This window comes from Paenibacillus sp. NPDC101420 (assembly GCF_050277435.1).
In the GTDB taxonomy this organism is placed as follows: Bacteria; Bacillota; Bacilli; order Paenibacillales; family Paenibacillaceae; genus Paenibacillus_AQ.
Window position 1 is genome coordinate 909104 of record NZ_JBNNSE010000002.1, and the last position, 24154, is coordinate 933257.

32 protein-coding genes are annotated in these 24154 nt (G+C 42.1%); 25 read left to right on the plus strand and 7 right to left on the minus strand.

The window, feature by feature from the left end:
- Positions 1–33: 33 nt before the first annotated feature.
- The 4 genes from ACQKMP_RS12895 (at position 34) to ACQKMP_RS12910 (ending at position 3770) form a co-directional block, all read left to right on the plus strand.
- Positions 34–828 (plus strand): PHP domain-containing protein, encoded by a 795-nt coding sequence (locus ACQKMP_RS12895; protein WP_427469528.1) that lies wholly within the window; start codon positions 34–36, stop codon positions 826–828.
- A gap of 228 nt (positions 829–1056) precedes the next feature.
- Positions 1057–1704: a FusB/FusC family EF-G-binding protein gene (locus ACQKMP_RS12900; RefSeq protein WP_427469529.1), complete on the plus strand. Its 648-nt coding sequence runs from the start codon at positions 1057–1059 to the stop codon at positions 1702–1704.
- 201 nt (positions 1705–1905) lie between these two features.
- The gene (locus ACQKMP_RS12905) at positions 1906–2379 is read left to right on the plus strand and encodes a MarR family transcriptional regulator (RefSeq protein ID WP_042189499.1); all 474 of its coding nucleotides are present in this window, start codon (positions 1906–1908) and stop codon (positions 2377–2379) included.
- A 155-nt stretch (positions 2380–2534) separates the two neighbouring features.
- Positions 2535–3770 carry an MFS transporter gene (locus tag ACQKMP_RS12910; RefSeq protein ID WP_042189497.1) on the plus strand — a complete coding sequence of 412 codons (1236 nt, stop codon included), beginning with the start codon at positions 2535–2537 and terminating at the stop codon, positions 3768–3770.
- A gap of 76 nt (positions 3771–3846) precedes the next feature.
- Here the strand turns inward: ACQKMP_RS12910 and ACQKMP_RS12915 are convergent, their stop codons facing one another.
- A complete protein-coding gene (locus tag ACQKMP_RS12915) occupies positions 3847–4071 on the minus strand; it encodes a hypothetical protein (RefSeq protein ID WP_042189495.1) in 225 nt (74 codons plus the stop codon).
- A 171-nt stretch (positions 4072–4242) separates the two neighbouring features.
- Between ACQKMP_RS12915 and ACQKMP_RS12920 the strand changes: the two genes are divergently transcribed.
- The 7 genes from ACQKMP_RS12920 to ACQKMP_RS12950 all read left to right on the plus strand — a co-directional run bounded on the left by ACQKMP_RS12920 (position 4243) and on the right by ACQKMP_RS12950 (position 10521).
- Positions 4243–5082: a DegV family protein gene (locus tag ACQKMP_RS12920; protein WP_042189493.1), complete on the plus strand. Its 840-nt coding sequence runs from the start codon at positions 4243–4245 to the stop codon at positions 5080–5082.
- A 196-nt stretch (positions 5083–5278) separates the two neighbouring features.
- Positions 5279–5983, plus strand: coding sequence for a response regulator transcription factor (locus ACQKMP_RS12925; RefSeq protein ID WP_042189491.1), 705 nt, complete (start codon positions 5279–5281; stop codon positions 5981–5983).
- Complete coding sequence (locus ACQKMP_RS12930; protein ID WP_042189489.1) at positions 5961–7379, plus strand: sensor histidine kinase; 1419 nt, start codon at positions 5961–5963, stop codon at positions 7377–7379. Before ACQKMP_RS12925 ends, ACQKMP_RS12930 begins: the two co-directional genes overlap by 23 nt.
- 41 nt (positions 7380–7420) lie before the next feature.
- On the plus strand, positions 7421–8530 hold the full coding sequence (locus ACQKMP_RS12935) for an AI-2E family transporter (RefSeq protein ID WP_042189487.1): 1110 nt from the start codon (positions 7421–7423) through the stop codon (positions 8528–8530).
- 35 nt (positions 8531–8565) lie between these two features.
- Positions 8566–8916, plus strand: a complete 351-nt coding sequence (locus tag ACQKMP_RS12940; RefSeq protein WP_042129003.1) for an Asp23/Gls24 family envelope stress response protein — start codon at positions 8566–8568, stop codon at positions 8914–8916.
- Positions 8917–8995: 79 nt separating this feature from the next.
- Complete coding sequence (locus ACQKMP_RS12945; RefSeq protein ID WP_339242163.1) at positions 8996–9376, plus strand: hypothetical protein; 381 nt, start codon at positions 8996–8998, stop codon at positions 9374–9376.
- 128 nt (positions 9377–9504) lie between these two features.
- The gene (locus ACQKMP_RS12950) at positions 9505–10521 is read left to right on the plus strand and encodes a S66 family peptidase (RefSeq protein ID WP_427469530.1); all 1017 of its coding nucleotides are present in this window, start codon (positions 9505–9507) and stop codon (positions 10519–10521) included.
- Positions 10522–10568: 47 nt separating this feature from the next.
- On the opposite strand, the gene ACQKMP_RS12955 is transcribed toward ACQKMP_RS12950, so the two are convergent.
- The 4 genes from ACQKMP_RS12955 to ACQKMP_RS12970 form a co-directional block, all read right to left on the minus strand.
- Positions 10569–10853: a YxcD family protein gene (locus tag ACQKMP_RS12955; RefSeq protein WP_076299354.1), complete on the minus strand. Its 285-nt coding sequence runs from the start codon at positions 10851–10853 to the stop codon at positions 10569–10571.
- A gap of 8 nt (positions 10854–10861) precedes the next feature.
- Complete coding sequence (locus ACQKMP_RS12960; RefSeq protein WP_042194151.1) at positions 10862–11290, minus strand: membrane protein; 429 nt, start codon at positions 11288–11290, stop codon at positions 10862–10864.
- Positions 11291–11491: 201 nt separating this feature from the next.
- Entirely contained in the window at positions 11492–12052 is a 561-nt protein-coding gene (locus ACQKMP_RS12965) for a beta-class carbonic anhydrase (protein WP_042189481.1), read from the minus strand.
- Positions 12053–12073: 21 nt separating this feature from the next.
- A complete protein-coding gene (locus ACQKMP_RS12970; RefSeq protein ID WP_042189479.1) occupies positions 12074–12409 on the minus strand; it encodes an iron-sulfur cluster biosynthesis family protein in 336 nt (111 codons plus the stop codon).
- 163 nt (positions 12410–12572) lie between these two features.
- On the opposite strand from ACQKMP_RS12970, the gene ACQKMP_RS12975 reads away from it, so the two are divergent.
- From ACQKMP_RS12975 to ACQKMP_RS13015, 9 genes are all read left to right on the plus strand, one after another.
- Positions 12573–14090 (plus strand): carboxypeptidase M32, encoded by a 1518-nt coding sequence (locus tag ACQKMP_RS12975; RefSeq protein WP_339796846.1) that lies wholly within the window; start codon positions 12573–12575, stop codon positions 14088–14090.
- Positions 14091–14146: 56 nt separating this feature from the next.
- Positions 14147–14794: a PAQR family membrane homeostasis protein TrhA gene (trhA, locus tag ACQKMP_RS12980; RefSeq protein ID WP_042189474.1), complete on the plus strand. Its 648-nt coding sequence runs from the start codon at positions 14147–14149 to the stop codon at positions 14792–14794.
- 149 nt (positions 14795–14943) lie between these two features.
- Positions 14944–15300, plus strand: a complete 357-nt coding sequence (gene ylxM / locus ACQKMP_RS12985; protein WP_427469531.1) for a YlxM family DNA-binding protein — start codon at positions 14944–14946, stop codon at positions 15298–15300.
- Between the two features lie 20 nt (positions 15301–15320).
- Positions 15321–16706, plus strand: coding sequence for a signal recognition particle protein (gene ffh, locus ACQKMP_RS12990; RefSeq protein WP_042189471.1), 1386 nt, complete (start codon positions 15321–15323; stop codon positions 16704–16706).
- A gap of 47 nt (positions 16707–16753) precedes the next feature.
- Positions 16754–17026, plus strand: coding sequence for a 30S ribosomal protein S16 (gene rpsP, locus ACQKMP_RS12995; RefSeq protein ID WP_036688604.1), 273 nt, complete (start codon positions 16754–16756; stop codon positions 17024–17026).
- A gap of 22 nt (positions 17027–17048) precedes the next feature.
- A complete protein-coding gene (locus ACQKMP_RS13000) occupies positions 17049–17279 on the plus strand; it encodes a KH domain-containing protein (protein WP_042128982.1) in 231 nt (76 codons plus the stop codon).
- Between the two features lie 92 nt (positions 17280–17371).
- A complete protein-coding gene (rimM, locus tag ACQKMP_RS13005) occupies positions 17372–17896 on the plus strand; it encodes a ribosome maturation factor RimM (protein ID WP_076299254.1) in 525 nt (174 codons plus the stop codon).
- Positions 17896–18678 (plus strand): tRNA (guanosine(37)-N1)-methyltransferase TrmD, encoded by a 783-nt coding sequence (trmD, locus tag ACQKMP_RS13010; RefSeq protein WP_042194150.1) that lies wholly within the window; start codon positions 17896–17898, stop codon positions 18676–18678. Before rimM ends, trmD begins: the two co-directional genes overlap by 1 nt.
- Positions 18679–18899: 221 nt before the next feature.
- The gene (locus ACQKMP_RS13015; protein WP_427469532.1) at positions 18900–19034 is read left to right on the plus strand and encodes a hypothetical protein; all 135 of its coding nucleotides are present in this window, start codon (positions 18900–18902) and stop codon (positions 19032–19034) included.
- 319 nt (positions 19035–19353) lie between these two features.
- On the opposite strand, the gene ACQKMP_RS13020 is transcribed toward ACQKMP_RS13015, so the two are convergent.
- Complete coding sequence (locus tag ACQKMP_RS13020) at positions 19354–19530, minus strand: hypothetical protein (RefSeq protein WP_156113147.1); 177 nt, start codon at positions 19528–19530, stop codon at positions 19354–19356.
- A 206-nt stretch (positions 19531–19736) separates the two neighbouring features.
- Between ACQKMP_RS13020 and ACQKMP_RS13025 the strand changes: the two genes are divergently transcribed.
- Complete coding sequence (locus ACQKMP_RS13025; RefSeq protein ID WP_042189469.1) at positions 19737–19964, plus strand: hypothetical protein; 228 nt, start codon at positions 19737–19739, stop codon at positions 19962–19964.
- A 57-nt stretch (positions 19965–20021) separates the two neighbouring features.
- Here the strand turns inward: ACQKMP_RS13025 and ACQKMP_RS13030 are convergent, their stop codons facing one another.
- Complete coding sequence (locus tag ACQKMP_RS13030) at positions 20022–20972, minus strand: hypothetical protein (RefSeq protein WP_427469533.1); 951 nt, start codon at positions 20970–20972, stop codon at positions 20022–20024.
- A 414-nt stretch (positions 20973–21386) separates the two neighbouring features.
- Here ACQKMP_RS13030 and ACQKMP_RS13035 point away from each other — a divergent pair, with 414 nt between their 5' ends.
- The 4 genes from ACQKMP_RS13035 to ylqF all read left to right on the plus strand — a co-directional run bounded on the left by ACQKMP_RS13035 (position 21387) and on the right by ylqF (position 23964).
- Positions 21387–21677: a hypothetical protein gene (locus ACQKMP_RS13035; protein ID WP_042189467.1), complete on the plus strand. Its 291-nt coding sequence runs from the start codon at positions 21387–21389 to the stop codon at positions 21675–21677.
- Positions 21678–21824: 147 nt separating this feature from the next.
- Positions 21825–22169, plus strand: coding sequence for a 50S ribosomal protein L19 (gene rplS, locus ACQKMP_RS13040; RefSeq protein ID WP_042128973.1), 345 nt, complete (start codon positions 21825–21827; stop codon positions 22167–22169).
- A gap of 296 nt (positions 22170–22465) precedes the next feature.
- Positions 22466–23074 carry a signal peptidase I gene (lepB, locus tag ACQKMP_RS13045; protein ID WP_042189466.1) on the plus strand — a complete coding sequence of 203 codons (609 nt, stop codon included), beginning with the start codon at positions 22466–22468 and terminating at the stop codon, positions 23072–23074.
- 29 nt (positions 23075–23103) lie between these two features.
- A complete protein-coding gene (ylqF, locus tag ACQKMP_RS13050; RefSeq protein ID WP_042189465.1) occupies positions 23104–23964 on the plus strand; it encodes a ribosome biogenesis GTPase YlqF in 861 nt (286 codons plus the stop codon).
- Positions 23965–24154 lie beyond the last annotated feature (190 nt).

Consider the following 24154-nt stretch of genomic DNA (forward strand, 5'->3'; position numbering starts at 1 on the left):
ATCACTCATAAGCTCAAAGGAGACGAATTAGACATGAATATTGATCTGCATACCCACGGTAAATTATCTAAGAAATCGACCTTTTCCCCTGAATATTTTGCTGAAATGATGTTTGAGGCGAAAGCGAATGGATTACAGGCAGTAGCTTTGACCGAGCACTTTAACACTTCTAATTTCTTTGCGATGTATGAGACGCTGGACCAGACTTATCCTTATAACGGACATTATTATGATGTAAACGGACTTAAACTGTTTCCAGGTATGGAGGTGGATATCGCGGAGACAGGTCATATCCTGCTGATCGGTCTTAAGGAGAATGTTCTAGCAGTTCGCGCTTTACTGGATGAACATACGCAGGAGGGGGATTTTATTCCTTTCAAGGATCTGCTGGAAATGGCTGACGAACATAACCTTTGGAAAATCGGAGCTCATCCTTTCCGTACTTCTACGCCTTTACATCAACTGGACCCGGAGCTGCTTCGGAGATTAGATGCTTTTGATTTCAATGCAAAGGATATTTACATGCAGGGGGCAGAGACTTATAAGAACCTGATCACACCATTTGCTGAAAAGCTTGGTGTACCTGTGATTGCCGGTAGTGATAGTCATCAATGTCTGCAATATGGGAGTGTTCTGAATCGGTTGAATATTACCTGCTCGACGGTTGAGGAATTGAAAGAAACCATTAAGCAAGGAAACTACGAAATTGAGCTTTCGCCTTGTCTTCACACCAAAGTGAAAGCTTCGGTCATGATGAAGAAACTTTTGAAGCAGCTCATTGGTGAAGCACCTTCCAGAGATGATGCAGAGGTTGGCAACGTGGTCTAGCCGATTCCAAACATTCCTGTTATACTTTTTTCGTGAATGTAATCGGAGGTGGTACTGTGCTAATGCTGGTTTGCCCATTAGCTAGAAGTTCCTCACGCAAAGCCTAAATTAGGGCGATACTTTGCGTGAGGTGCGATAGGATGGATGATCGCCCAAACTAAATATTATCGTTTCTAATAATGGGCTTTGCACCTTATGAAATTTCAAAATATAAGGGGCTGAAGAGCAATGAATACACCATTTATTAGAAACCATCAATATAATTTTATTAAAAAACAAACAGACTTCCTTCTAAAAACACTGCGAACTGTAGCGGATCGAAGAGTCTTGGAGACGGTAAGATATCGTTCATCGTTGAATGTATTAGAAGCTTTTTCAACACTAAGTGATAGTCAGCAACAGTTGCTGCAACAAATATCTGCCTTTGAGACTGCATACGATTTTCAGAAGTATCTTAGTGGATTAGAGCCTTATTTAGAACCTTTTCCACAGATTACACCGAAACAGATTCAGAAGTTATTCCCTAAGAATAAGAAGCTGAAGGTACCTGATTTATCAGCAATCGACTTTCGATATATGACATATTTGAGCTGGATAGATATTGCTACCAATAAACTATTTATTGTATATCCGTTCGAAGGGCAGCTTATCGGTATTGAGGGTAGAATGACACCAATGAACAAGAAGGGGTATTGCCTGTTCTGTAATCGGCAGCAGCAGCTCGCCTTCTTTACGGTCAAGACCAGGCTTGCAAAATCTTCGCCGGATGATTACTCCTCCATTGGCCAATATATTTGCATAGAGAGCCAAGAATGTAATCATAGGATTACGGATACAGCAGCGTTAGAGAGATTCATTCTCTCCACTCGTGCATAATGTTAGGATTAGCAAAGGCTGCTTTTGTAGGTAGCTTCAGACTATAGAGCAATAGGGTTTTGAAACGAATGATTTCCGTTTCGAAACCCTATTTGCTGTTCGTTCAATTCTGAATTAATTATTTTGAATATTGTTGAAATAGAAACAAAAAAATAATGTGATATACTATTGTTAATGCAAGAGTGGGTAGGAGGACAGGTCATGAACAAAGAAGATCAGATCCTAACGGGTGTCAGGGACCTATATAATAAGATGGTTTGGCTTAACAAAGATAAGATGGAAGCAAGTCTTAAGGGTTATACATCTTCCGAAGTACATTGTATTGAATACATTGAAAAAAATGTAGATTCCAACGTAACAAAACTTGCGGAGTCCTTTTTTATGACTCGCGGTGCTATAAGTAAATTAACTAAGAAACTCATAGAAAAAGGCCTGATCGAAAGCTACCAGAAGTCGGATAACAAAAAAGAAATCTATTTTAGGCTTACTGAGCAAGGAAAAGTAATTTATAAAATCCATGAGAACCTTCACAAAGAGTTTCAAGAGCGGGATAAAGCCGTCTTTGCGCAGATAACCGAGGAACAATTTGATAGTATGCTTAGTTTCGTGGAAAAGTATAGTAGTCATTTGGATGCGGAAATAAAGAAACAGGGTAAAGATATTAAATCGGAATAAAATTTGAATAATGAAAATGAAACCACATGCAGTCGTGCTCTATGGAGAACGGCTGCATTTTTATTGTTATTATTTTGTTGACAAGGAAACAAAATGGCGATACGATAAACATGTTTCCTAGGAATCAAAACAGTGACTTTAAGGAGTGAACATAAATGTCCATATTTAAATCACACAATGAACAGAACACAGGACAATCCGTAGATAAACACGCATTAATATTCGGTCTTATCTCTGTGTTTCTTTGCGGAATAGGCTTTAGTATCATAATGCCTGTCGTCCCATTCTTAGTGCAGCCTTATACTAGCAGTCCGGGAGAACAAGCAATAGTTGTTACGATGCTGACCTCGGTATATGCAGTCTGTGTATTTTTTGCAGCCCCCGTACTTGGAGCTTTGAGCGACAAATATGGCCGGCGTCCATTACTCTTAGTATGCCTGTTGGGTTCCGCCGTCGGGTACTTGGTTTTTGGCATAGGAGGGGCTCTATGGGTACTATTTGCTGGACGTATAATCGAAGGGATAACAGGCGGGAGCATAAGCACGATCTTTGCATATTTTGCAGACATTATTCCTTCGCAGCAGAGAACCAAATACTTCGGATGGGTGAGTGCAGTTGTAGGTGTTGGCACCGTCATTGGCCCAACGATTGGCGGATTACTTGCTAAGTTTGGTTATTCTGTTCCCTTGTATTTTGGAGCAATCATAACTTTATTGAATGTTGTTTATGGATTCTTTTTTATGCCAGAGAGCCTTGCCAAGAAGAATAGACTGAAGGAGATTACCTTTGTAAGACTGAATCCATTTTCACAGCTTGCAAACTTACTTTCCATGAAAAACTTAAATAGGCTGCTAGTCTCAGCGTTTTTACTCTGGATTCCTAACGGATCTTTACAGGCAGTATTTTCTCAATTTACGATGGATACTTTCAGCTGGAAGCCTGCACTAATCGGACTTATGTTTTCGATTATGGGTCTCCAAGACATCATTTCACAAGGTTTGATCATGCCAAAGCTGTTGAAGAAGCTTAGTGATAAACGTATAGCAATTCTTGGAATGGCTTCGGAAATTATCGGTTACAGTTTTATTGCGTTATCTGCGTTGTTCTCATTCTATCCTCTTTTTATCGCTGGAATGTTTATATTTGGCTTTGGGGATTCGATTTTTGGGCCTTCATTTAACGGGATGCTTTCCAAATCTGTCGATTCTAGTGAACAAGGTAGGATTCAAGGAGGTAGCCAATCTATTCAGGCTTTAGCAAGAATGATTGGGCCTATCATTGGAGGTCAGATTTATGTATCACTAGGCCATGCCGCACCCGCATTTATGGGGATGATCCTTATAGCAGCAGCCATACTCGTTTTGTATAAGCGTCCGGATGTAATTATGTAAACTACCTACGTTTAAGAACATATAAAAATAGGGTTTCAGAACTCTGGGACAAGTTCTGAAACCCTATTTGTCATAGTTATTGTTTGTTTTTGGAATCTTTATTGATAACCCGTGCAGGACGAGTTACCCAGTTCGTACGATTCATCGGCTTAACTGTATCAATTCTGGCATTTGACGGTTCACTTGAAGCTTCAGTCGCTTCTGTTTCAGTAGATGTTGTAACTTCTTGATCCACGCTTTTTTTTCTTGATAGTCCTGTTCCATCATGCTTGCCTCGGTTCCATACTCTTCCCTTACTCATACATACACTCCATTTCTATACGCTTATTCATAAACCATATCATATTAGGACAAGTTAAGGAAGAAAGACATAAGCACAAATTGAAGGATTTTTCAAGTTATATTGGTTACTGGAGATTTCATTTGGCGATAGCTATAATAGTACTGATATTGAAAGGAGAGTACTTATATTATGGCAATCAAGATCATAACAGATAGCGGTTCTGACCTACCCCTTGACTACATGGAGAAGTATAATGTTTCCGTGGTCCATCTTCCGGTTCATTTTGGGCATGAGTTAATGCCTGCGGATACGGATACGAAAACCTTTTATGCTAAAATGAGTGAATCCAAGGAGCTACCTACTACGGCAAGTCCAAGTCCAAACCAATTCCTTGAGACATTCAGGCAAGTAGAGGAAGGTACTGACATTATGGTCATTTGTATGTCCTCTAATATTAGTAGCACTTATCAGACGGCTATGATCGCTATGGAAATGTACCAAGAAGAAGGACACACCAATGCGATAGAGGTTATAGATTCCAAGACCTTTTCTGGCGGGTTGTCGCTGATCGTGGGCCTTGCGGCGAAGTGGTCACAGACTTGTTCAAGTCTGCAGGAACTGAAGGACAAGGTGCTTCAGCAAATGGATGAAGTTCGCGCATATTTTACACTGGATACACTTGAGAATGTAATGAAGGGCGGACGTCTAAGCCGTATATCAGGAGCGGTTGCTTCCGTGCTAAATATCAAACTACTGCTTAAAATCAGCGAAGAGGGTACTGTTGAGGTAGTGGAGAAGACCCGGGGTCTTCCAAAGGCATTAAACCGACTGCTTGCGCATTTGGATGAGAAGCAGCATGACTACGAGAAGGCTGTTATCGCTATAGTACACAGTAACTGTGAGAAGCTTGCACTTGAGATCAAAGAACGCATCTTACAAAAGCACCCGTTCAAAGAAGTTTTACTCTCAAGTATGGGACCTGTAATGGGAACCTATGCGGGTGAAGGTGGAATTGGTGTTGCTTTTTAATAGGACTCCGAGGGCGTTTATATTTGCCAGCAGGTGTTCAGATTTCTGGAATTATACGATCGTACATGGGACGAGTTCCTGTGTGCGATTTTTATTTAAATACAAGAATTTGATGGATGTAATAATTTAGCTATTCTTTAGATTGCGTTTAGGTGGGTTTAATAATCGAAGATTATAGTTAGATGGGGTGATTACTGTGTATACAATTCTAATCGCAGATGATGAAGCAGAAATTGTGGAATTGTTGAGATTATATTTAGAGAAAGAGTACAACATTGTGGAAGCGAACAGTGGGACTGAAGCGTTAATGCAAGTGCAGAACCAAAAAATTGATTTAGCGATTCTTGATATTATGATGCCTGGTCTAGATGGACTGCAATTATTGAAGAAAATTCGTGAGTTCCATCATTTCCCGGTGTTGTTTTTATCTGCAAAAAGCGAACATTACGACAAAATACTGGGACTTGAACTCGGTGCCGACGATTATATTTCTAAACCGTTTAATCCATTGGAAATTGTAGCTCGTGCAGGAGCTTTACTGCGGCGGGTACATCATTTTGACGCACAGATTATTGAAGAAAAGGCAGCTGAACAAATTGTGTTGGGAGAATTGAGGCTGGATCAAAGCCAGTGTCTGCTCTATCGTTCAGGAGAACCCGTCGTTCTTACTTCTACTGAGTACAAAATTCTGGAATTAATGATGAAACAACCGGGTCGGGTCTTTACACGAAAAAAAATATATGAGGCGGTATGGGAAGATTTCTATGTGTACGAGGATAATAGTATCATGGTACATATCAGTAATATCCGGGAAAAGATCGAGGAAGATTCCAAAAAGCCGGTTTATTTAAAGACTATTAGAGGGCTGGGATACAAAATTGAAGCGCCTATGGAGCAATAGAGATCAACGACCTTTACAATCATCGCTGACGCTGGATTTTTTGTTATTCATCTGCATTTTGTTTTTTCTTGTGATTGTTTATTATTTGTTCATTAACCTTGATGTGACCCATATGTTCGAAAAAAATAAAATCGCTGATCCTGATTTGAAGGTTGAAGCGAGTGCCTATCGAGATAATCTGGAGCATGGGATAGAAACCAAACGGCTTCTGCGTAGCGGTGGGTGGATTGAGATCTTGGGTCAAGACAAGAAGGTCATCGACGTAGTTGGTGAGAAGAAAGACGATGTAACACAATATACCGACAATCAGCTCTTAAATAACCTGGAAAACGGAGAAGATCAGGCGTACTTCTACTCGTTGACTACACGTAATAATGAGAATGAATCAGAGTGGCTGCTTTTGAAAATCCCTAGAGAAGTTATCGACATTTCAATTAATAGTGATCCATTAGTTGAATACTTCAACCACTCGCTTTCATACTATGTTTTTTTAGGAGTTGGAATGGTTCTCTTGCTTATTATCGTGTACAGCTATTGGGTGGCACGAAGAATCAGGAAGCCGCTGCGTATTATTACGCTTGGTTTGAAGCAGATGATTGAAGGAAATTATGATACTCGTATCTCGCTATATGCAGAGAAAGAATTTTCGCAAATTGGGGAGACTTTTAATTATATGGCGGACGTAATTGAGAAGACAACGAAAGAAAAACGTCAAGCAGAAGAAAGTAAGAAACGCATGATGGTTGATCTTTCTCATGATCTGAAGACACCCATTACGAGTATACAGGGGTTTGCACAGGCGTTGGTTGAAGGTCGTGGTGAGGACGAAGAACGCCAGAAACGTTATTTAACCTATATCTATAATAAATCCTCGCAAGTGACCAAGCTGATTCAAAATATGGTGGAGCTACTTAAAATAGATTCCCCAGATTTTTTACTACGAATGGAGCGTCATGAATTGGGCGAGTTTATTCGTGAAATCGTTGCAGACTCCTATGGTGAGATTGAACAAAAGAACTTCATCCTGCAGCTGAATGTTCCTGAACAGGAAGTGTTCGCAAGCTTCGATGCGGAGCTACTCTCGAGCGTAGTTCATAATTTGATCTCCAATGCTTTAACCTATAACCCGCCAGGCACTCATCTGCGAGTGGAGGTTATCCCCTCGGAGAGCGAGGTTACCATTGAAATTGCAGATACCGGAGTAGGTATTCCTGAAGAGCTTTGGTCAACGCTTTTTGATCCGTTTGTTCGAGGAGATAAAGCGCGGTCAACTACAGGCGGAACGGGTCTTGGTTTATCCATTGCTATGAAAAATACAGAGAAGATGGGTGGAACGCTTCATCTCAGTCGCGGAAAGAAGGAACCAACGGTATTCACCATACGTATTCCCAAATAACGAGATGAAAGACACCCGAAAATAGAAGATAGGAGAGAACTATGGCTAAACTGAACACATTTATTCGAGTTTGTATAGCGATCCTTTTGGTGTTAGGCATCGTATTTTTAGGCTCACAAGTTAATTTTATTTTCAGTCCAATCTTGTCTTTGTTCAATGTTATTATCGTGCCCTTAATGTTGGCAGGATTTTTCTATTATTTACTCCGACCTCTAATCAATACTTTGGAGAGATATAAACTAAATCGATCTGTTGCGATCATCATCGTATATGTGGTCATTGCATTGCTCTTGTTTGGTTTTAGTATTGGAGTATGGCCTTCACTTCGAACACAGCTAATTAATTTTGTCGATAATATGCCAAATCTGATCGCAGCCGTGAATCAGCAGTTATTGAGGCTCGAGGACAGTGGATTCTTGGCTTCTATTATCCCAGCAGATATGGATCTTGCTTCCCAATTGACTGAATATTTGAATAAAGGATTTAATCTGATTTCGAACTACGTAACGGGTCTATTCTCCTTTGTTTCAAATTTCGCGATTATTTTATTTACCTTTCCTATTATGTTGTTTTACATGCTTAAGGAAGGTGGGAAATTTGGTCGTAAGATTGTAAGTTTCTTTCCAAAGAAGTATCGTGGAGAAGGGACTACAATGATGAGTGAAATTGACAGTGCGTTAAGTGGATTCATTGTTGGTCGGGTATTAGTCAATCTGGCACTTGGTGTTCTGATGTATATTGGTTTCCTTATTATTGGACTACAGTATGCATTGTTGTTGACAGTGATTGCTGTTGTGATGAATTTTGTACCTTTCATTGGTGCAATTCTCTCCAGTATCCCAATTTTCATTATCGGATTCATCCAATCGCCGTCCATTGCAGTATGGTCCATCATCATCGTTCTTGTAGCTCAGCAAATTCAGGATAATCTGATTGCTCCCTACATTTTTGGGAAAAAGCTTGATATTCATCCGCTGACAACGATCATCTTAGTGTTGGTTGGTGGAGATATAGGCGGGATTATTGCGATATTGCTGATTATTCCATTGTATATGATTGTGAAAATCCTCTTGACCAAAGTGTATAATTTGTTTGTTAAGAACCACAGGGCAGAGTCAGAGGTAGAAGTAGAGGTAGAGGAGAGCCTTTAATATCTCTTAAATTAGCAAATATGGAGGTTGTTTATATGAATGAAGGAACGGAGCAAGGATTAATTCATATCTCAGATGATGTAGTCACATCGATCGTTGGACAGGTGGTTCTGGAAACGCCAGGTATTGCCGGGATGTCAGGAAGTAATATTTCGGACAACTGGGCCAAACGTTTGGGCGGTAAAAATGTGAAAAAAGGATTGTCTGTAGAAGTGAAGGAAGTAGACGTTGCCATCGACCTGCGGGTTATTGTTAATTACGGATGTGTGATTCAAGAGGTCTGTTATATGCTGCAAAAAAATGTGCGTAATGCTGTGGAGAATATGATGGGCTTGTCCCTTGTTTCGGTAAATGTGAAAGTTGAGAAGGTAGCCCTTCCAGTATAAGGATATCTCTCAAATAGGCACCGTGATATAGGCTTCTGCATAGAATGGAGCAAATCCATTTACGGAGGTCAGAGCATCCATGTCGACATATAACACTGGGCAAGAGCAGAATGTGATTTATCAGGCCGATCCTACGGTGATCCGGCACCTGCACGGTGTCCGTGATTCCTTGCATCAATCTTGCAAGCCCTACCTAAACCATAGGGTGAATGTACAGACTTTAGATGGCTTAGTGCATGAAGGCACTATTGCCGGAGTAGATAATAAACATTTGTATTTGAACGTTGCAGTAAATGGGCAAATGCCACGCGGATATTATAACCCTTACCAACCGTATCATCCGGGTCATGGTCATGGTCATGGTCCGTATCCCGGCCCGGGTCCTTACCCAGGTCCTCCTAATAATAATGTGATCTTGCCGCTTGTGTTGTTCGAACTGCTGGCTATTTCTTTACTCTAAAGTTGAATTCTATTGAATAAGAGCATGTACTGGTTTTGCGATCGTACGTTGACGCGACTAGTCATGTTCTTTTTTTGTGTATTTGATGTGTACTCTTGATATAATTGCTGTAATACTGGAGGTGTCATATGATTAAATATCCGATTTTGAACAAGAATGCGACAATAGGGGTAACAGCACCTTCATCTGGAGTAGGCGCTCAAAATGCAGAGTTAATTAAGCTTACTTCAAGCCGTTTGGAATCTAAAGGATTTAATATGATTTGTGGGGATACGGTATGGACGCAAGAGAAAGCCAAATCCGCACCGGCCAAAGTTCGTGCTCAGGAGTTTAACGAGATGATGGGCAGTGAGCATATTGATATCCTTATTCCGCCTTGGGGCGGAGAATTGTTAATTGAGGTTCTTGAATTTATTGATTTTGATACTATGAAGGACAAGTGGATCTTAGGCTATTCAGATATTAGCGTGCTGTTGCTTGCAGTTACGTTAAGAACGGGGATTGCTACGGCCCACGGGACTAACCTTGTTGATTTAAGAGGAGAGTATTCAGATGATACCACAGCCATGTGGGAAGCGGTTCTAGAGACGAAAGCAGGGGGTTCTATTGTCCAGCATTCTTCGCTTAAATATCAGGGGGAATGGCAACATGATGCTCCTACGCCTTATGTATTTCACTTGACAGAAGATACCCGTTGGAAGACAGTATCCTCTGGTCTTGTAACTATGAAAGGGCGTCTGCTAGGGGGCTGTATAGATGTAATTAGGCATCTGATTGGCACACCATTTGGCAATCTGCGGCATTTCCAAGAACAAATGATTAACAATGAACCGATCCTATGGTATTTGGAAAACTGCGAACTGAATACGGTTGATGTACGTAGGTCATTAGTTCAGATGAAGCTAGCAGGTTGGTTTGAGAATTGTTCTGGCATTATGTTTGGCAGAAGTCCTGCTAATCGACCAGTAGAGAACTACACGGCCGAAGACATCTACGCAGAGCTTTCTGAGGAACTCCAGGTACCTATTGTGTATGATATCGATTGTGGTCATATTCCACCGCAAATTACGCTTATTAACGGTGCGTATGCTGAAGTTGATGTGACGGACGGAGTAGGAACGGTAAAGCAATTTTTCTATGAATAAATGCATACAAAAAAAAGGGACAACCATTTGGGTTGTCCCTTTTACTATTAGTTCTGTGTATTTACAATTGCAGTGATTTCCTCATCCAGGTCTAGCCTTACATCTTCGCGGTATGCACGAATGCCATATTCGCTAAGCATGTAACGTAGAATCGCCTCGATCATGTTGGACTCAACTAAATATTGACTACGTCCCTGTACCCAAACCTCAGCAGAGTATCCGGTGTCTTCGTCCCAGCTCAGTTCTACTTGAACATCTTCAGGGCGAACCGCTTTACGTTCAGCCATGTGTAGGCAGAGGGCATTGATGATCTCATCCATGCTTAGAACCATTGTTGACATTAGTAACGCCCACCTTGATCTTCTAAGCGACGACGTTCTTTTCTGCGACGGAAGAAGGACATCACGAGCATTACGAGCACATAGATAGCAAGCATATTAATGACGAATCCTAGAATGTTACCGAAGGCACCCATACCGGCGAACATTCCGCCGAACAGTAACCCAGCCAAACCACCGATCATCATACCTTTCATTAAGCCACCACCGCTGAAGAATCCCCGTTTCGTATTCGCAGTAGATCCTGCTGTGGAGCTTTTAGTGCTATCGCTTTTTCTTACGTTATCGGTTGTTGATTTTTTTGGAGTTGTTGAATAGCTGCGAGTGCCGGATTTAAATCCGCCACCACCTCGCTTCGCATCCACAAAGTTCGGGGTAGCTACGGCGAAAAATAGAGTAAAGGCCATTACAATCATCATTACGCGTTTCATTGGTTTCATTTAGTACGAAAACCCTCCTGTGAGTATGAATTTGTGTGCATGTTCAGTATTACGCAGCTAGTCCTACTAGGTTTCAATTTTTATTTAAAATATAAGAAAGTATATGCTTGTCATAATTTATACTTTTTTAATCAGAAAAAAAGCGTGGATCCAGGATCCACGCAATTAGCAGATAGAAGGTAGTTACTTAAATCATTTATACCCATCAACGACAAGCTCAAGCGCTCCGGTAGCCGGATCGATGATCATGCCATGCACTGGTACATTTGGGGGTAGTAATGGATGCTTATTGATCAGATTCACAGTTTGGGATACCCCTTCTTGGATATTGTCAAACCCGCGTAACCACTTGGTAAGCTTGATCCCGGAATTCTCCAGCGTGTTTAGCACCTCTTCGGATACTCCGCGTTCTTTTATGGAATTGATCATATGATCTGCATTGAGGGAAGCCATACCGCATTCATAGTGCCCAACTACGATAACTTCCTCCGCGTCAAGTTCATATAACGCAACCATGACACTACGCATAACACTACCAAAAGGCTGAGAAATAACCGCTCCGGCATTTTTGATGATTTTAACATCACCGTTTTTAAAATTCATCGCTTTTGGTAATAGTTCAACCAGACGGGTATCCATACAAGTGATAATCAACATTTTTTTATCTGGATAGCGGCTTGTTAAATACGCTTCATACTCTTTATTCTCTACAAAACTCTTATTAAAGTTAATAATATCGGATACATGGCTCATGGCTATTCTTCCTCCCTAAAATCACTGAATTGTACTTACATTACGCATATCTCTTACCAGAATGTTTTTTCCGTAAATCTGTGAATCACTGTCTAGCTTAAAGGAAGAGAATCTTTCCTCGGCATCCAGACGCATCTTGTCCTCATAAAAGATTTCCTGCTGGCGGCTTACGATAAAGGGAAGGGAATCACTTTCCATCCTGGAATCGCCGTCCTCCACTTCTGAAACAATCAGTAATACATTAATTCCGTCACACCCGCAGCCTTCCGTATCATAAAAGAGCTTGAAAAATCCTGGCCGATCTTCAAGCCTTTCCTTCAACTTCCTTTCTGCGAGAGGTGTAACTTGAATCATCATAGCCTGTTCACGCTCCTTTGAATTTTGTGCGAAGCAAGATCTGCTTCTTATGTAACCCATTGAATATTTTAAATTAGAGATGTTATCTCTGAAGTTGATTATACTCATTCAAAAAAGTATCATCAAGAGGAGTCGGCAAAACAGAGAAAGCAGGTGTAATAAAATGGAACAGCAAGTGAAGGAACAGTGGGAGAAATTTAGCGAGTTATTATCAAAAATAAGTGGATATTCAGAGGCCATAGAATTACTTCACTGGGATTTACGCACCGGTGCGCCACGTAAGGGAGTAGAGGTTCGTTCGGGTACGATTGGGATGCTGAGTGGAGAACTGTTCAGACTCGGAATTTCGGAGGAAATGGGAGATTTTACTGCATTTTTTACCCGTCCTGAAGTGATTTCCCAGCTATCACATGATCAGAAGAAGATCGTTACCGATTGCCGTAAAGAATATGAGCGCAGCAAGAGCATCCCTTCCAAAAGATTTGAGGAGTACGCTGTCCTGTCCGCACATTCCCAAACCATCTGGGAAGAAGCCAAGGAGAACGATGATTTCGCTACTTTTGAACCTTACTTAAGCAAGATAGTTGCTCTAAAGCAAGAATTTATCGATTATTGGGGTGTAAAAGGAACGCGGTACGATACGCTTCTTGATATGTATGAGCCTGATCTTACGGTAGAAAAAGTGGATGAAGTATTCAGCCGCCTGCGCAGCCGTTTGGTACCATTGGTAGAAGCTATCGCTGCTTCGCCCAATAAACCGGACACAAGCTTCTTACAGCAGATCTTCCCTAAAGAACAGCAGGAAAAGTTCGGCAACTTTATTTTAGAGCAAATGGGCTACGATTTTGACGCAGGTCGTTTAGATGAGAGTGTGCATCCTTTTGCAACAGGATTGAATCCAGGTGACGTTCGTATTACAACCGCTTATCTGCTTGATAATGTGACTAGTGCCATATTCAGCTCACTACATGAAGGTGGACATGCGCTTTATGAGCAAAATATCAGCAAGGATTTTGTTGGAACACCACTGGCACAAGGTGCATCGATGGGGATTCATGAATCTCAGTCGAGACTATGGGAGAACATGATCGGACGCAGCCGGGCTTTCTGGCAACGTTATTACGGAGATCTTCAGCAACAATTCCCGGAACAGCTTGCAAATGTGGAGTTGGAAGATTTCTACCGGGCGATCAACAGCGTGGAGAACTCATTTATCCGCATCGAAGCAGATGAGCTTACATACAATCTGCACATTATCGTGCGTTATGAGATCGAGAAGCTTATTTTTAATGAAGGCCTTTCTGTAAAAGACTTGCCTCAAGTATGGAATGCTAAGTATCAAGAGTATCTGGGTATTACTCCGCCATCTAACGCACTTGGTGTGCTGCAAGATGTCCATTGGTCTGGCGGGGATTTCGGATACTTTGCTTCCTACTCCTTAGGCAATATGTACGCTGCACAGATTCTGAATACACTTCGCAAAGAGTTACCGGAGTTTGATGAGTTAATTGCTGCAGGGAACCTGTTACCTATTAAAGAGTGGCTAACCGATAAGATCTATCGTTTCGGCAATAGCTTAACGCCTTCACAAATTATTGAGCAAGTAACGGGGGAACCACTGAGTCCAGATTATTTAGCTGATTATTTAGAAGCGAAGTATACGGAGATTTACAAACTGTAATCCAGTAGGGTACGCGTGGTATAATAGAAAGAAAGCTTAGACGGAAGGATATGGATATGGCAAATACTCACACCTACAGCCGGAGAGAAGAAGTCGCGAATGCGATTACGCACGGGATTGGAACGGTATTAAGCGTGGCTGCACTTGTTCTGCTTGTTGTTTTTGCAAGTCTGAAAGGAACGACATGGCATGTGGTCAGCTTCTCCATCTATGGAACGACAATGCTGCTTCTGTATCTGAATTCAACACTAGTGCATAGTCTCAAAGAGGGTAAGGCGAAGGATTTGTTCGAATTTTTCGATCATTCTGCTATTTATCTGTTTATTGCTGGCACGTATACCCCCTTTTTGTTAGTCGCCATTCGGGGTACGCTTGGATGGAGTTTGTTCGGCGTTATTTGGGGAATCGCAGTGTTCGGCGTTTTCTTCAAGGCATTTTTTGTTAAAAAGTTTCTGTTCATGTCCACCATATTCTACATCGCAATGGGCTGGCTGATTGTAATCGCTTGGAACCCTCTTTCGGCTGTTGTAGCAGACGGAGGAATGATCCTGCTGATGGCTGGAGGTATACTCTATACATTAGGTACTGTTTTTTATGTATGGAGAGGGTTTCCATACCATCATGCGATTTGGCATGTATTTGTCCTTGCGGGTAGTGTCACACACTTCTTCGCCGTATTGATTTATGTACTGCCGATCCAATAATTTCAAGCGTATTTATTGCGTGAAAAAGGGATTTTTAATAAAGAAAGAGATGACAAGCAAAAATGCTTGACATCTCTCTTTCTTTTAGGTATCATAAGGGACGTTGTGAAGGTGTAAAGTGTTTTTCCTTGACGAAGGGAGTGCCCTTAATGAGTCAGGAGAATAGGCTCGAGAAAACGAATCGTATCAATCTGCTTTTTGCCTTTTATGAACGACTGCTTACAGATAAGCAGCAAACGTTTCTTAAATATTATTTTCACGACGATTTTTCCTTGGGAGAGATTGCTGCTGAATTTGAAATCAGCCGCCAAGCCGTTTATGAACATATTAAACGGGCGGAGCAAGTCCTAGAAAATTATGAAGAAAAACTTGGTTTATTAGTGAAGCATGAGAGTCGTATCAAATATTTAGAAGAACTGCGCAGACTGCCGGAGAATGGGATGCTGCCTGAGCAATATAAACTTCGGTTCGCGGAGATCGTGGATCGCTTGCAGAGGTTAGAGTAGCATGAAGGGAGAAACTGCATATGGCGTTTGAAGGTTTAACCGGAAGATTGCAGAATGTGTTCAGCAAGCTGCGCGGTAAAGGTAAAGTATCCGAAGATGACGTAAACGAAGCTATGCGCGAAGTACGGTTGGCCCTTCTGGAAGCCGACGTTAACTTCAAGGTAGTTAAAGAATTCGTGGCTAAGGTGAAAGAAAAGTCTATTGGCACAGAAGTGATGGACAGCTTTACACCTGGGATGGTCATTATCGACATCGTTAACAAGGAACTAACCGAGCTGATGGGCGGAAGCCAAGCGAAGCTGGCCAAGTCGAACAAGCCACCAACTGTCATTATGATGGCGGGTTTACAAGGGGCGGGTAAGACAACCACTTCGGGTAAGCTGGCGAAGCTGTTACAGAAGGGCAATCATCGTCCATTGCTTGTTGCGGCAGATATTTATCGCCCTGCTGCGATCAAACAGCTTCAAGTACTTGGAGAACAAATTAAAGTTCCAGTATTTTCGCTAGGTGACCAGACTAGTCCGGTAGAGATTGCCAGACAAGCTGTACAACATGCGAAGGATAACGGACTTGATTATGTAATTATTGATACTGCAGGCCGCCTGCACATTGATGAAGAATTGATGGAAGAACTGAAGCAGATTCACAACATTGTAAATCCTGATGAAGTTCTGTTAGTAGTTGATGCAATGACCGGTCAAGACGCCGTGAACGTAGCTGAGAGCTTTAATAAGCAGCTTGAGCTTACAGGGGTTGTATTGACGAAGCTTGACGGCGATAGCCGCGGTGGTGCTGCACTATCCGTCAAAGCCGTAACTGGTTGCCCGATCAAATTCGCTGCGCTAGGTGAGAAGATTGACGCATTGGAGCCGTTCCATCCGGAACGTATGGCTTCGCGGATTTTGGGTATGGGTGACATGTTGTCGCTGATTGAGAAAGCTCAAGCGAACATTGACACTGATAAAGCTAAGGAAATGGAACGTAAGATGCGTAATGCAGAATTTACGTTTGATGATTTCCTTGAGCAAATGGATCAGGTGAAGAAGCTTGGCCCGATCGATCAAATTCTTGACATGCTACCTGGCATGAACAAAGCCAAGGGCATTAAGGATTTGAAGGTTGACGACAAGCAAATGGGTCGCGTTGAAGCCATAGTTCATTCTATGACTAAGACGGAAAAGCGTCAGCCCGAGATCATCAACCATAACCGCCGCAAGCGTATTGCTGCTGGTAGCGGAACTTCGGTTGCCGAGGTCAACCGTCTCATAAAGCAATTTGATGAGATGCGTAAGATGATGAAGCAATTCTCAGGCATGATGGGCGGAGGCGGCAAAGCCTCTAAGAAGAATGCGATGAAGCAGCTTAAAGGTCTAGGTGGAAAAGGTATGAAGTTCCCTTTTAAATGATCTTGCTGTTCTAATATCTCGAAACTATTATAAGGAGGTGATTTTTCGTGGCAGTACGTATTCGTCTGAAAAGAATGGGAGCGCATAAAGCGCCTTTCTATCGTGTAGTGGTTTCCGATTCCCGGTCCCCTCGTGACGGTCGTTTTATCGAGGAAATCGGTTATTATAATCCGATTGAACAACCGGCAGTAGTTAAGATCGATGAGGAAAAAGCTCTTAAATGGCTTCAAACAGGTGCGCAAGCATCTGATACAGTACGCAACTTGCTTTCCAAAGCAGGCGTAATGAAGAAGTTTCATGAGCTTAAGCAACAGAAATAATGACTGATTGCGAGGGTCCTCTATGGAAGAATTAGTTGGAGTAATTGCTAAGGCTTTAGTGGATCATCCAGAAGATGTGACGGTACGAGCGGTGGAGAAGGATCACCTAATTGTCTATGAACTGTCCGTACATCCTGATGATGTTGGAAAGGTCATTGGCAAACAAGGAAGGATCGCTAAGGCGCTCCGTACAGTAGTCACATCTGCAGCAGTCAAGAGCGATAAACGCGTAACTGTAGATATTTTATCTTAAATGATGCGTACAATGAGGGGCTAGGGATAGTATATCCCGGCTCCTTTTTGTTCAAATATAGATTAGATGAAGCTTGTAAAGGAGAGGGTTGTATGACAGAAGAGTTAACCGTAGGCAGACTTGTGAATACGCATGGTATTCGCGGGGAGATTAAAGTACTATCCCATACCGATTTCCCTGATGTTCGTTTTGCTGCAGGTAAGAAGCTGCAGGTGATCCCTGCAGATGGCAGTTCTAAATTCGAAGTAACTGTAGAGTCCGCTCGTGAGCACAAGGGTATGTTCATCGTTAAGCTCAAAGGGTATACGAACATCAATGAAGTGGAAAAATATAAAGGAAGCCTCCTGAAGGTTCCGAGTAATGATCTGGTGGATCTCCCTGAGAACGAATACTACTTCCACCAAATCGTCGGTTGTGAGGTATACACGGATGAAGATGAAAACAAACCACTCGGTACGATTACAGAAATCTTACAGCCTGGTGCGAATGACGTATGGGTTGTTAAGCCTGCAAAAGGACAAGACATCCTAATTCCTGTAATCAACGATGTAGTCCTGAATGTGGATATAGAAGCCAAACGAATTGTTGTCCATTTGATGGAAGGGTTATTGCCATGATGAGAATTGATGTGCTTACGCTCTTTCCGGAAATGTGCGAAGGCGTATTCAGCACAAGCATTCTTGGTAAAGCACGTGAAAAAGGAATCGTCTCCTTAAATGCTGTGAACTTCCGTGATTTCTCGGGAAATAAGCATAATAGTGTGGATGATACACCGTATGGCGGTGGCGGGGGTATGGTGCTCAAGCCTGATCCGATTTTTAATGCAGTCGAGCATGTGCTTGGTATTACACCGAACGAGGAAGATCACAATCGATCTGATGAAGTGGGCTCTGTGAAGCCGCGTATCATCCTTATGTGCCCACAAGGAAAAACTTACAATCAGAAGATTGCAGAGGAACTGGCGCAAGAGCAGCACCTAATCTTCATATGTGGGCATTATGAGGGATATGATGAGCGGATTCGTGAGCATCTGGTAACTGATGAACTTTCAATGGGTGATTACGTGCTAACAGGTGGAGAGCTGCCTGCGTTGACGGTTATAGATTCCATAGTCCGGCTTCAGCCAGGAGCACTTGGAAATGAAACCTCTGCGATATCTGACTCGTTCAGCACTGGACTGCTAGAATATCCACACTACACACGTCCTGCCGAGTTTCGCGGCTGGAAGGTACCGGATATTTTGCTGAGTGGTCATCATGCTAACATCGACATATGGCGGAGAGAGCAGGCACTGCTGCGCACGTTGGAACGCAGACCGGACCTGCTTGAGACTGCAGAACTTACATTGAAAGACAAAAAGACACTGGAACGTCTAAGGAATGTGGACAAACCGGAGTGATAATTTAATGAAACAGGTATATTTGACGTCTTTTTAACGTATCTTACGTTGAGGAGGCGTTTTTGTTATGTGTACCTGAGAACAAATAAAATAATAGTTTTCAAAATAATATGAGTATTGGTGCGTTAAAAGCTTCTTTTTAGGGTAATGAATAGAGGTGCCGCACTAATATATGCAGCTGATAACGCAGCAAGCTTAACTATTGAAGGGAATGAACTGAAGTGACTACGAAGACGCATGAAGAATTCAAGCCTAACGTGGACACAGTCCACAAGGAAGCGGAGCCGCTCCGCACCGTGAATGATATTATCGATTTTTATACAAATCGCAATGCCCATTCGCCATTTAAAGAGTGAACATATAAGATTGAATGTTAGGATTGATTGTTAGGCTTAATAAAACCATTAGATACAGTGAATTTTGTGTTCGCTGTCGCTAATGGTTTTATTCTTTTAGAAGGTAACAAAGCTTGAATCCTATTACTCCGGTTAAACTGTAAATAACCACTTTCCAATGAGGTCTAGCATCTCAGCGAAAAGTGGTTATTTTTGAAATTATAAGAAAGTATAAGTTTCACGATATACTTTATTCTTATAATTCTCGCACAAACGCTTACCGTCCTTAAAAGGCGCCGTAGGCGTTTTAGCTTGCTATAAAAGTTCGTGGAGGCACATGTTATTCTTTGCGTAAGATTTTGTGTACTCCTGTGAGGAGTGAGTACAGCGCAACACATACGAGAACAGTAACAGCCCATGCGTAGTTGCGAACGGTGTAAGTAAGTGAAGCTAAAATAACGAAAATGGTGATACGCAGTACGCCTTCTTTAATAAACTGTTTTCTTTCTACATTCATGAGATTGGCCTCCTCGAATGGATGGGATATTGCGGACTGCTAGCCGTAGATAGGTCTTACATTATCTATAGCCTTGAGGAATACGAAAGATACAAGGATCGAAAAAAGTAAATATTGACCCAAAGTCCGACCTATGTAAGTTCGCCGTTACCGACCTGTACTCCTACACATAGATTATATCATTACGAACAAGGAGGAGTACACTAGTGGAAGCTTATTATAATTGTTTGCGTTGTAAGGATAGAAGGGTGCGGATTCTGACTAGAGACGGTAGACAGCATGAAGGCGTTATTACAGATGTAGACAGATACAATGTTTACTTAAGAACTGACAATGGTTCTGTGCATACTTCTGCTTTTTGGGGAAATTCTTTTGCCGGAAATCAGATCTTAACTTTAAGTTTATTCACTCTGCTAGCCATCGCATTAATCTAATCGTTAGGAACCAAAAACAGACCGCCCGATTATCCCGGACGGTCTGTTTACTGCTGATTACTGTACTGTAATTGCACCTATATTTGAGCTTAGGGACAATAAGGGGCCGCCCCCATTGATATCGGTCTTTCCGCCTTCTACACCTTTGATTTGCCCGAGATCACTATTAGCTTCTAAGCTGCATCTCATACCGTCGGCTAAGACAGCACTGAGGCTGCCGACCTCTGTTTTGGCTTTTAGGCTGCTATCATTCTTCATCCCTGCTATATCCATTCGTATGCTGCCAGTATCGGATTCTACAGTGGATTTGCCAGTGATTTTAGCTCTTTCAATATTGATCGCTCCAACGTTGCTGACGATTTGATAATTCCCCTCTAGATTGTGAAGACGAATTTGACCTACGTTATTTGTGATTTTATATTTATTCATGCTGGCGGGGAGCTCTATATTATAGCTTATGCTAAAATCTGAATATCCGTATTTTTCTTGCGCCCATGTCCATAAGTCCTTCTTAGGACTTGATTTGGAATGCGTGGACACCTTCAACGTATCACCACTGACCTCTACTAAAACTTCAGCATCATCCATAATCTTTTGACGGTCAGACGCATGGAGAGAGCTATTGTGGGCTGAGATCGTTGCATTTACATGGATCAGATCTCCTGTAACAGCTGTAACTTCTATTTCTCCTACTGCATTGTCCATGCTGAGTACGGATGCTGAACCGATCGCTTGCGATACGGAGAGTTCTTTGCTAATGCTGTCTGCTTTAACTTCGTCAACTACCTTAGTTGCTGTTTCCTCAACGGCTTGCTGCACAGTTGCAGCTGCTTTTCCTAGCTCTTGCTTGACAACTTCACCAATGTTCTGGTGCACATCCTCAGAAATACTCTTTTCAACCTCATTTTTGGCAGATTGTCTGCCTGGTAATTCAGTGCAACCCGCCAAAAGTACGATAGATAATACGGCTACTGCTGCTAATACACTATTATTATTCCTTTTCCTCATTGAAAAAACTCCTCCTCATATATGGGTGTATGTGATCTGGCATATGTGATTTCGTTATGTACTTCTGTAAGTATAGCTTATGGAATTTATCTGTAAAAACGGCTGGAGGCGGGTTATTATACTGGACCAAAGACTAGGTCTCAAAAGTGTTCACTACACTTCGATTTTTAATTGTGCTAAAATAAATGAAAGATCACTCGCTGAATAAATACGATACGGGTACATATTTAAAAGGACGCGGAAATCCTCATATAGAACCTTCAGCAGCTACTGGAAATCGCTTTTTTCGGATAGAAGTGCATAGGTGCGCTAAGGCTACATTGTATACAGATATAGACCGTTACCTCACTTGCAGAACAGGGCGGTCTTTTTACTTTCTTTCTTTAATAAATCCTGAAGGGTGGAGGGAGCCAAATGAAATATGTAGCCATTTTGCTTGCCTTAGTAGTTTTGACAGGCGTATATTTTTTAGTCTGGAAACGGAAAATAAATACTACAAAAAATTATCCGCGTACCACTCAGAGCAATGTAATCTCAATGGATAGTCATCGTAAAGCCAAACAGAGCCCAGGGGAGCAGCCTTGCTCTTCTTGTAAGAAGAAGAATGGAAAGCTAGTCTTCTATGCACAAGATAATGGAACTGTGGTTGGTCTATGTAAAGACTGCCAATCGAAGGCGAAAAAAAGAGATATGCTACCGCTTTAAATAGAAAAAATAAGTTGTATTAGCCCGTCCTTTATGGTATTATTATCTCTGTTGTGTGGAATACGGTGGTCCGCTGCGGATAATGAGGGAGAGCAAAGATCTCTCCGGAAGAGGCAAGAACACCTGTACGGAAGGAGGAAGTCCTTAATGAATATCCTACAAGCTATTACGCAAGAGCAACTTCGTAAAGATATCCCGAGTTTTCGCCCGGGTGACACTTTGAAGGTGCATGTAAAAGTAATCGAGGGAACTCGTGAGCGTATCCAGTTGTTCGAAGGCGTTGTAATCAAACGTCGTGGCGGTGGAATCAGTGAGACTTTTACGGTTCGTAAAATTTCTTACGGTGTTGGTGTGGAAAGAACATTCCCAATCAACTCGCCTAAAATCGAGAAAATCGAAGTGGCTCGTCGTGGTAAAGTGCGTCGTGCTAAACTTTATTATCTTCGTGAACTACGTGGTAAAGCAGCGAGAATTAAAGAAATTCGTCGCTAGAATAGTGACAAAGGAAAGGGGCTTGAATTCAAGCCCCTTTCGTTTTATTATTTTATGAAAATATAAGAAAGCATCAGTTTCACGTTATACATTATTCTTATATTTCTCGTATAAACGCTTACCCGCCTTAAAGGACGCTGAGGGCGTTTTAGCTTGGCATACAATGCGTGCGACATATACGCTTGGGGATCAGCTTCTCCGAAAAGGCCTCCTGAAGGAGTATCTGTGGAGGGGTTTTTGGCAGGAGCTTTTTTGTGTTGTATAGTAAGAGTAGTATTAAGAGAGGACGGTGAACTATGCAGCAGGAACAAAGTGAAACTTTGGAATCAAGCGCGCAGAACCCACGTAAACCTAAAAATGAAGTCTTGGAATGGGTCAAGGCCATTGCGATTGCTTTAGTGTTGGTTTTTCTGATTCGCTGGCTTTTGTTCAAGCCTTTTATTGTAGATGGACCTTCCATGCAGCCTAATTTCCATACTGGTGAACGTGTTATCGTAAATGAGATTTTGTACGATATTAGATCTCCGCAGCGGGGCGAGGTTATAGTATTCCACGTGCCATCTGAGGGTAGAGATTTTATTAAACGTGTAATCGGTGTCGCTGGAGATACTGTGAAAGTAGAAGGGGATGTAGTTACAGTTAACGGGGAAGTTGTTAATGAGACCTATATCCAAGATGCAATTGATGCAAAGCATAGTATCAACGCTCTGTATAATAATAAAGATTTCCCTAATGAAGAGTTCCCAGATGGTACTGTACCTGAAGGACATGTGTTCGTTATGGGGGATAATCGCTCGGATAGTACGGATAGCCGAATGATCGGTTATGTACCTCTGGGGGATATTGTAGGCCGTGCAGATTTAATCTTCTGGCCGATAAAGGATATTTCACTGATTAACCATTAAGTTGACAGAAGTCAAAGGAGGTGACGGCAATGGCCATTCAATGGTTTCCTGGTCATATGACGAAGGCTAGGCGGCAAATCGAGGATAAGCTGAAGCTGATTGATGTTGTAATAGAATTGCTCGATTCCCGTCTGCCGCTTTCCAGCCGCAATCCGATGATTGACGATATTTTGCGGGACAAGCCAAGATTGATTATTTTGAACAAAGCGGATCTGGCAGATCCAGAAATTACACGGAAGTGGCTGGCGTACTTCAAGGCACAAGGGCATGTTGCTTATCCTGTTGATGCATCTACTGGAACAGGTGTAAAGGATATTCCAGAGCAAGTCAAGCTGCTGCTAAAAGAGAAGATTGACCGGCAGATTGCAAAAGGAATGAATCCGCGAGCGATGCGTGCATTGATCGTTGGTATTCCTAACGTCGGTAAATCAACACTCATTAACCGGATGGCTGGTAAGAGTATTGCTGCTACTGGTGACCGCCCAGGGGTAACCAAGGGTCAACAGTGGATTAAGACAGGCGGCAACTTGGAGCTTCTGGATACCCCAGGTATTTTATGGCCGAGATTTGAGGACCAAGAAGTAGGTTATCGCCTAGCGGTAACAGGTGCAATAAAGGAAGAAATCCTGAATATTGAGGACATCGCCTTTTATGCAGTGAAATATTTGGTGAAGGACTACGGCTCTAGATTTCAAGAACGCTTTGGCATTGAGAAGCTTCCTGAGGATCTGGAGAATCCAGATGAGATCGTGGCTGTTATGGAAGCCGTGGGTCGTAAACGCGGTTGTCTAATCAGCGGTGGACGTGTAGATCTGGAAAAAGCTTCGCGGGCCTTGTTGCATGAGCTACGGGCAGGTAAGCTTGGACGCTTTACGCTGGAAACGCCTTAAATAGTGTGAATTCTGCGTTTAATGGACTAGGTATGGAAGAGCCATCCGAAATTTCGGAGGCTCTTTTTTTATGTTTTGGGTCCTCGACAAAGTGCCTGAGTACGCCTCAAGCTAAGCCCCACTTGTTAGGGATATTTTATGGGAATGGATTAAATTGGAACGTCTATTTTAAGATGACCATGTAAGCTTT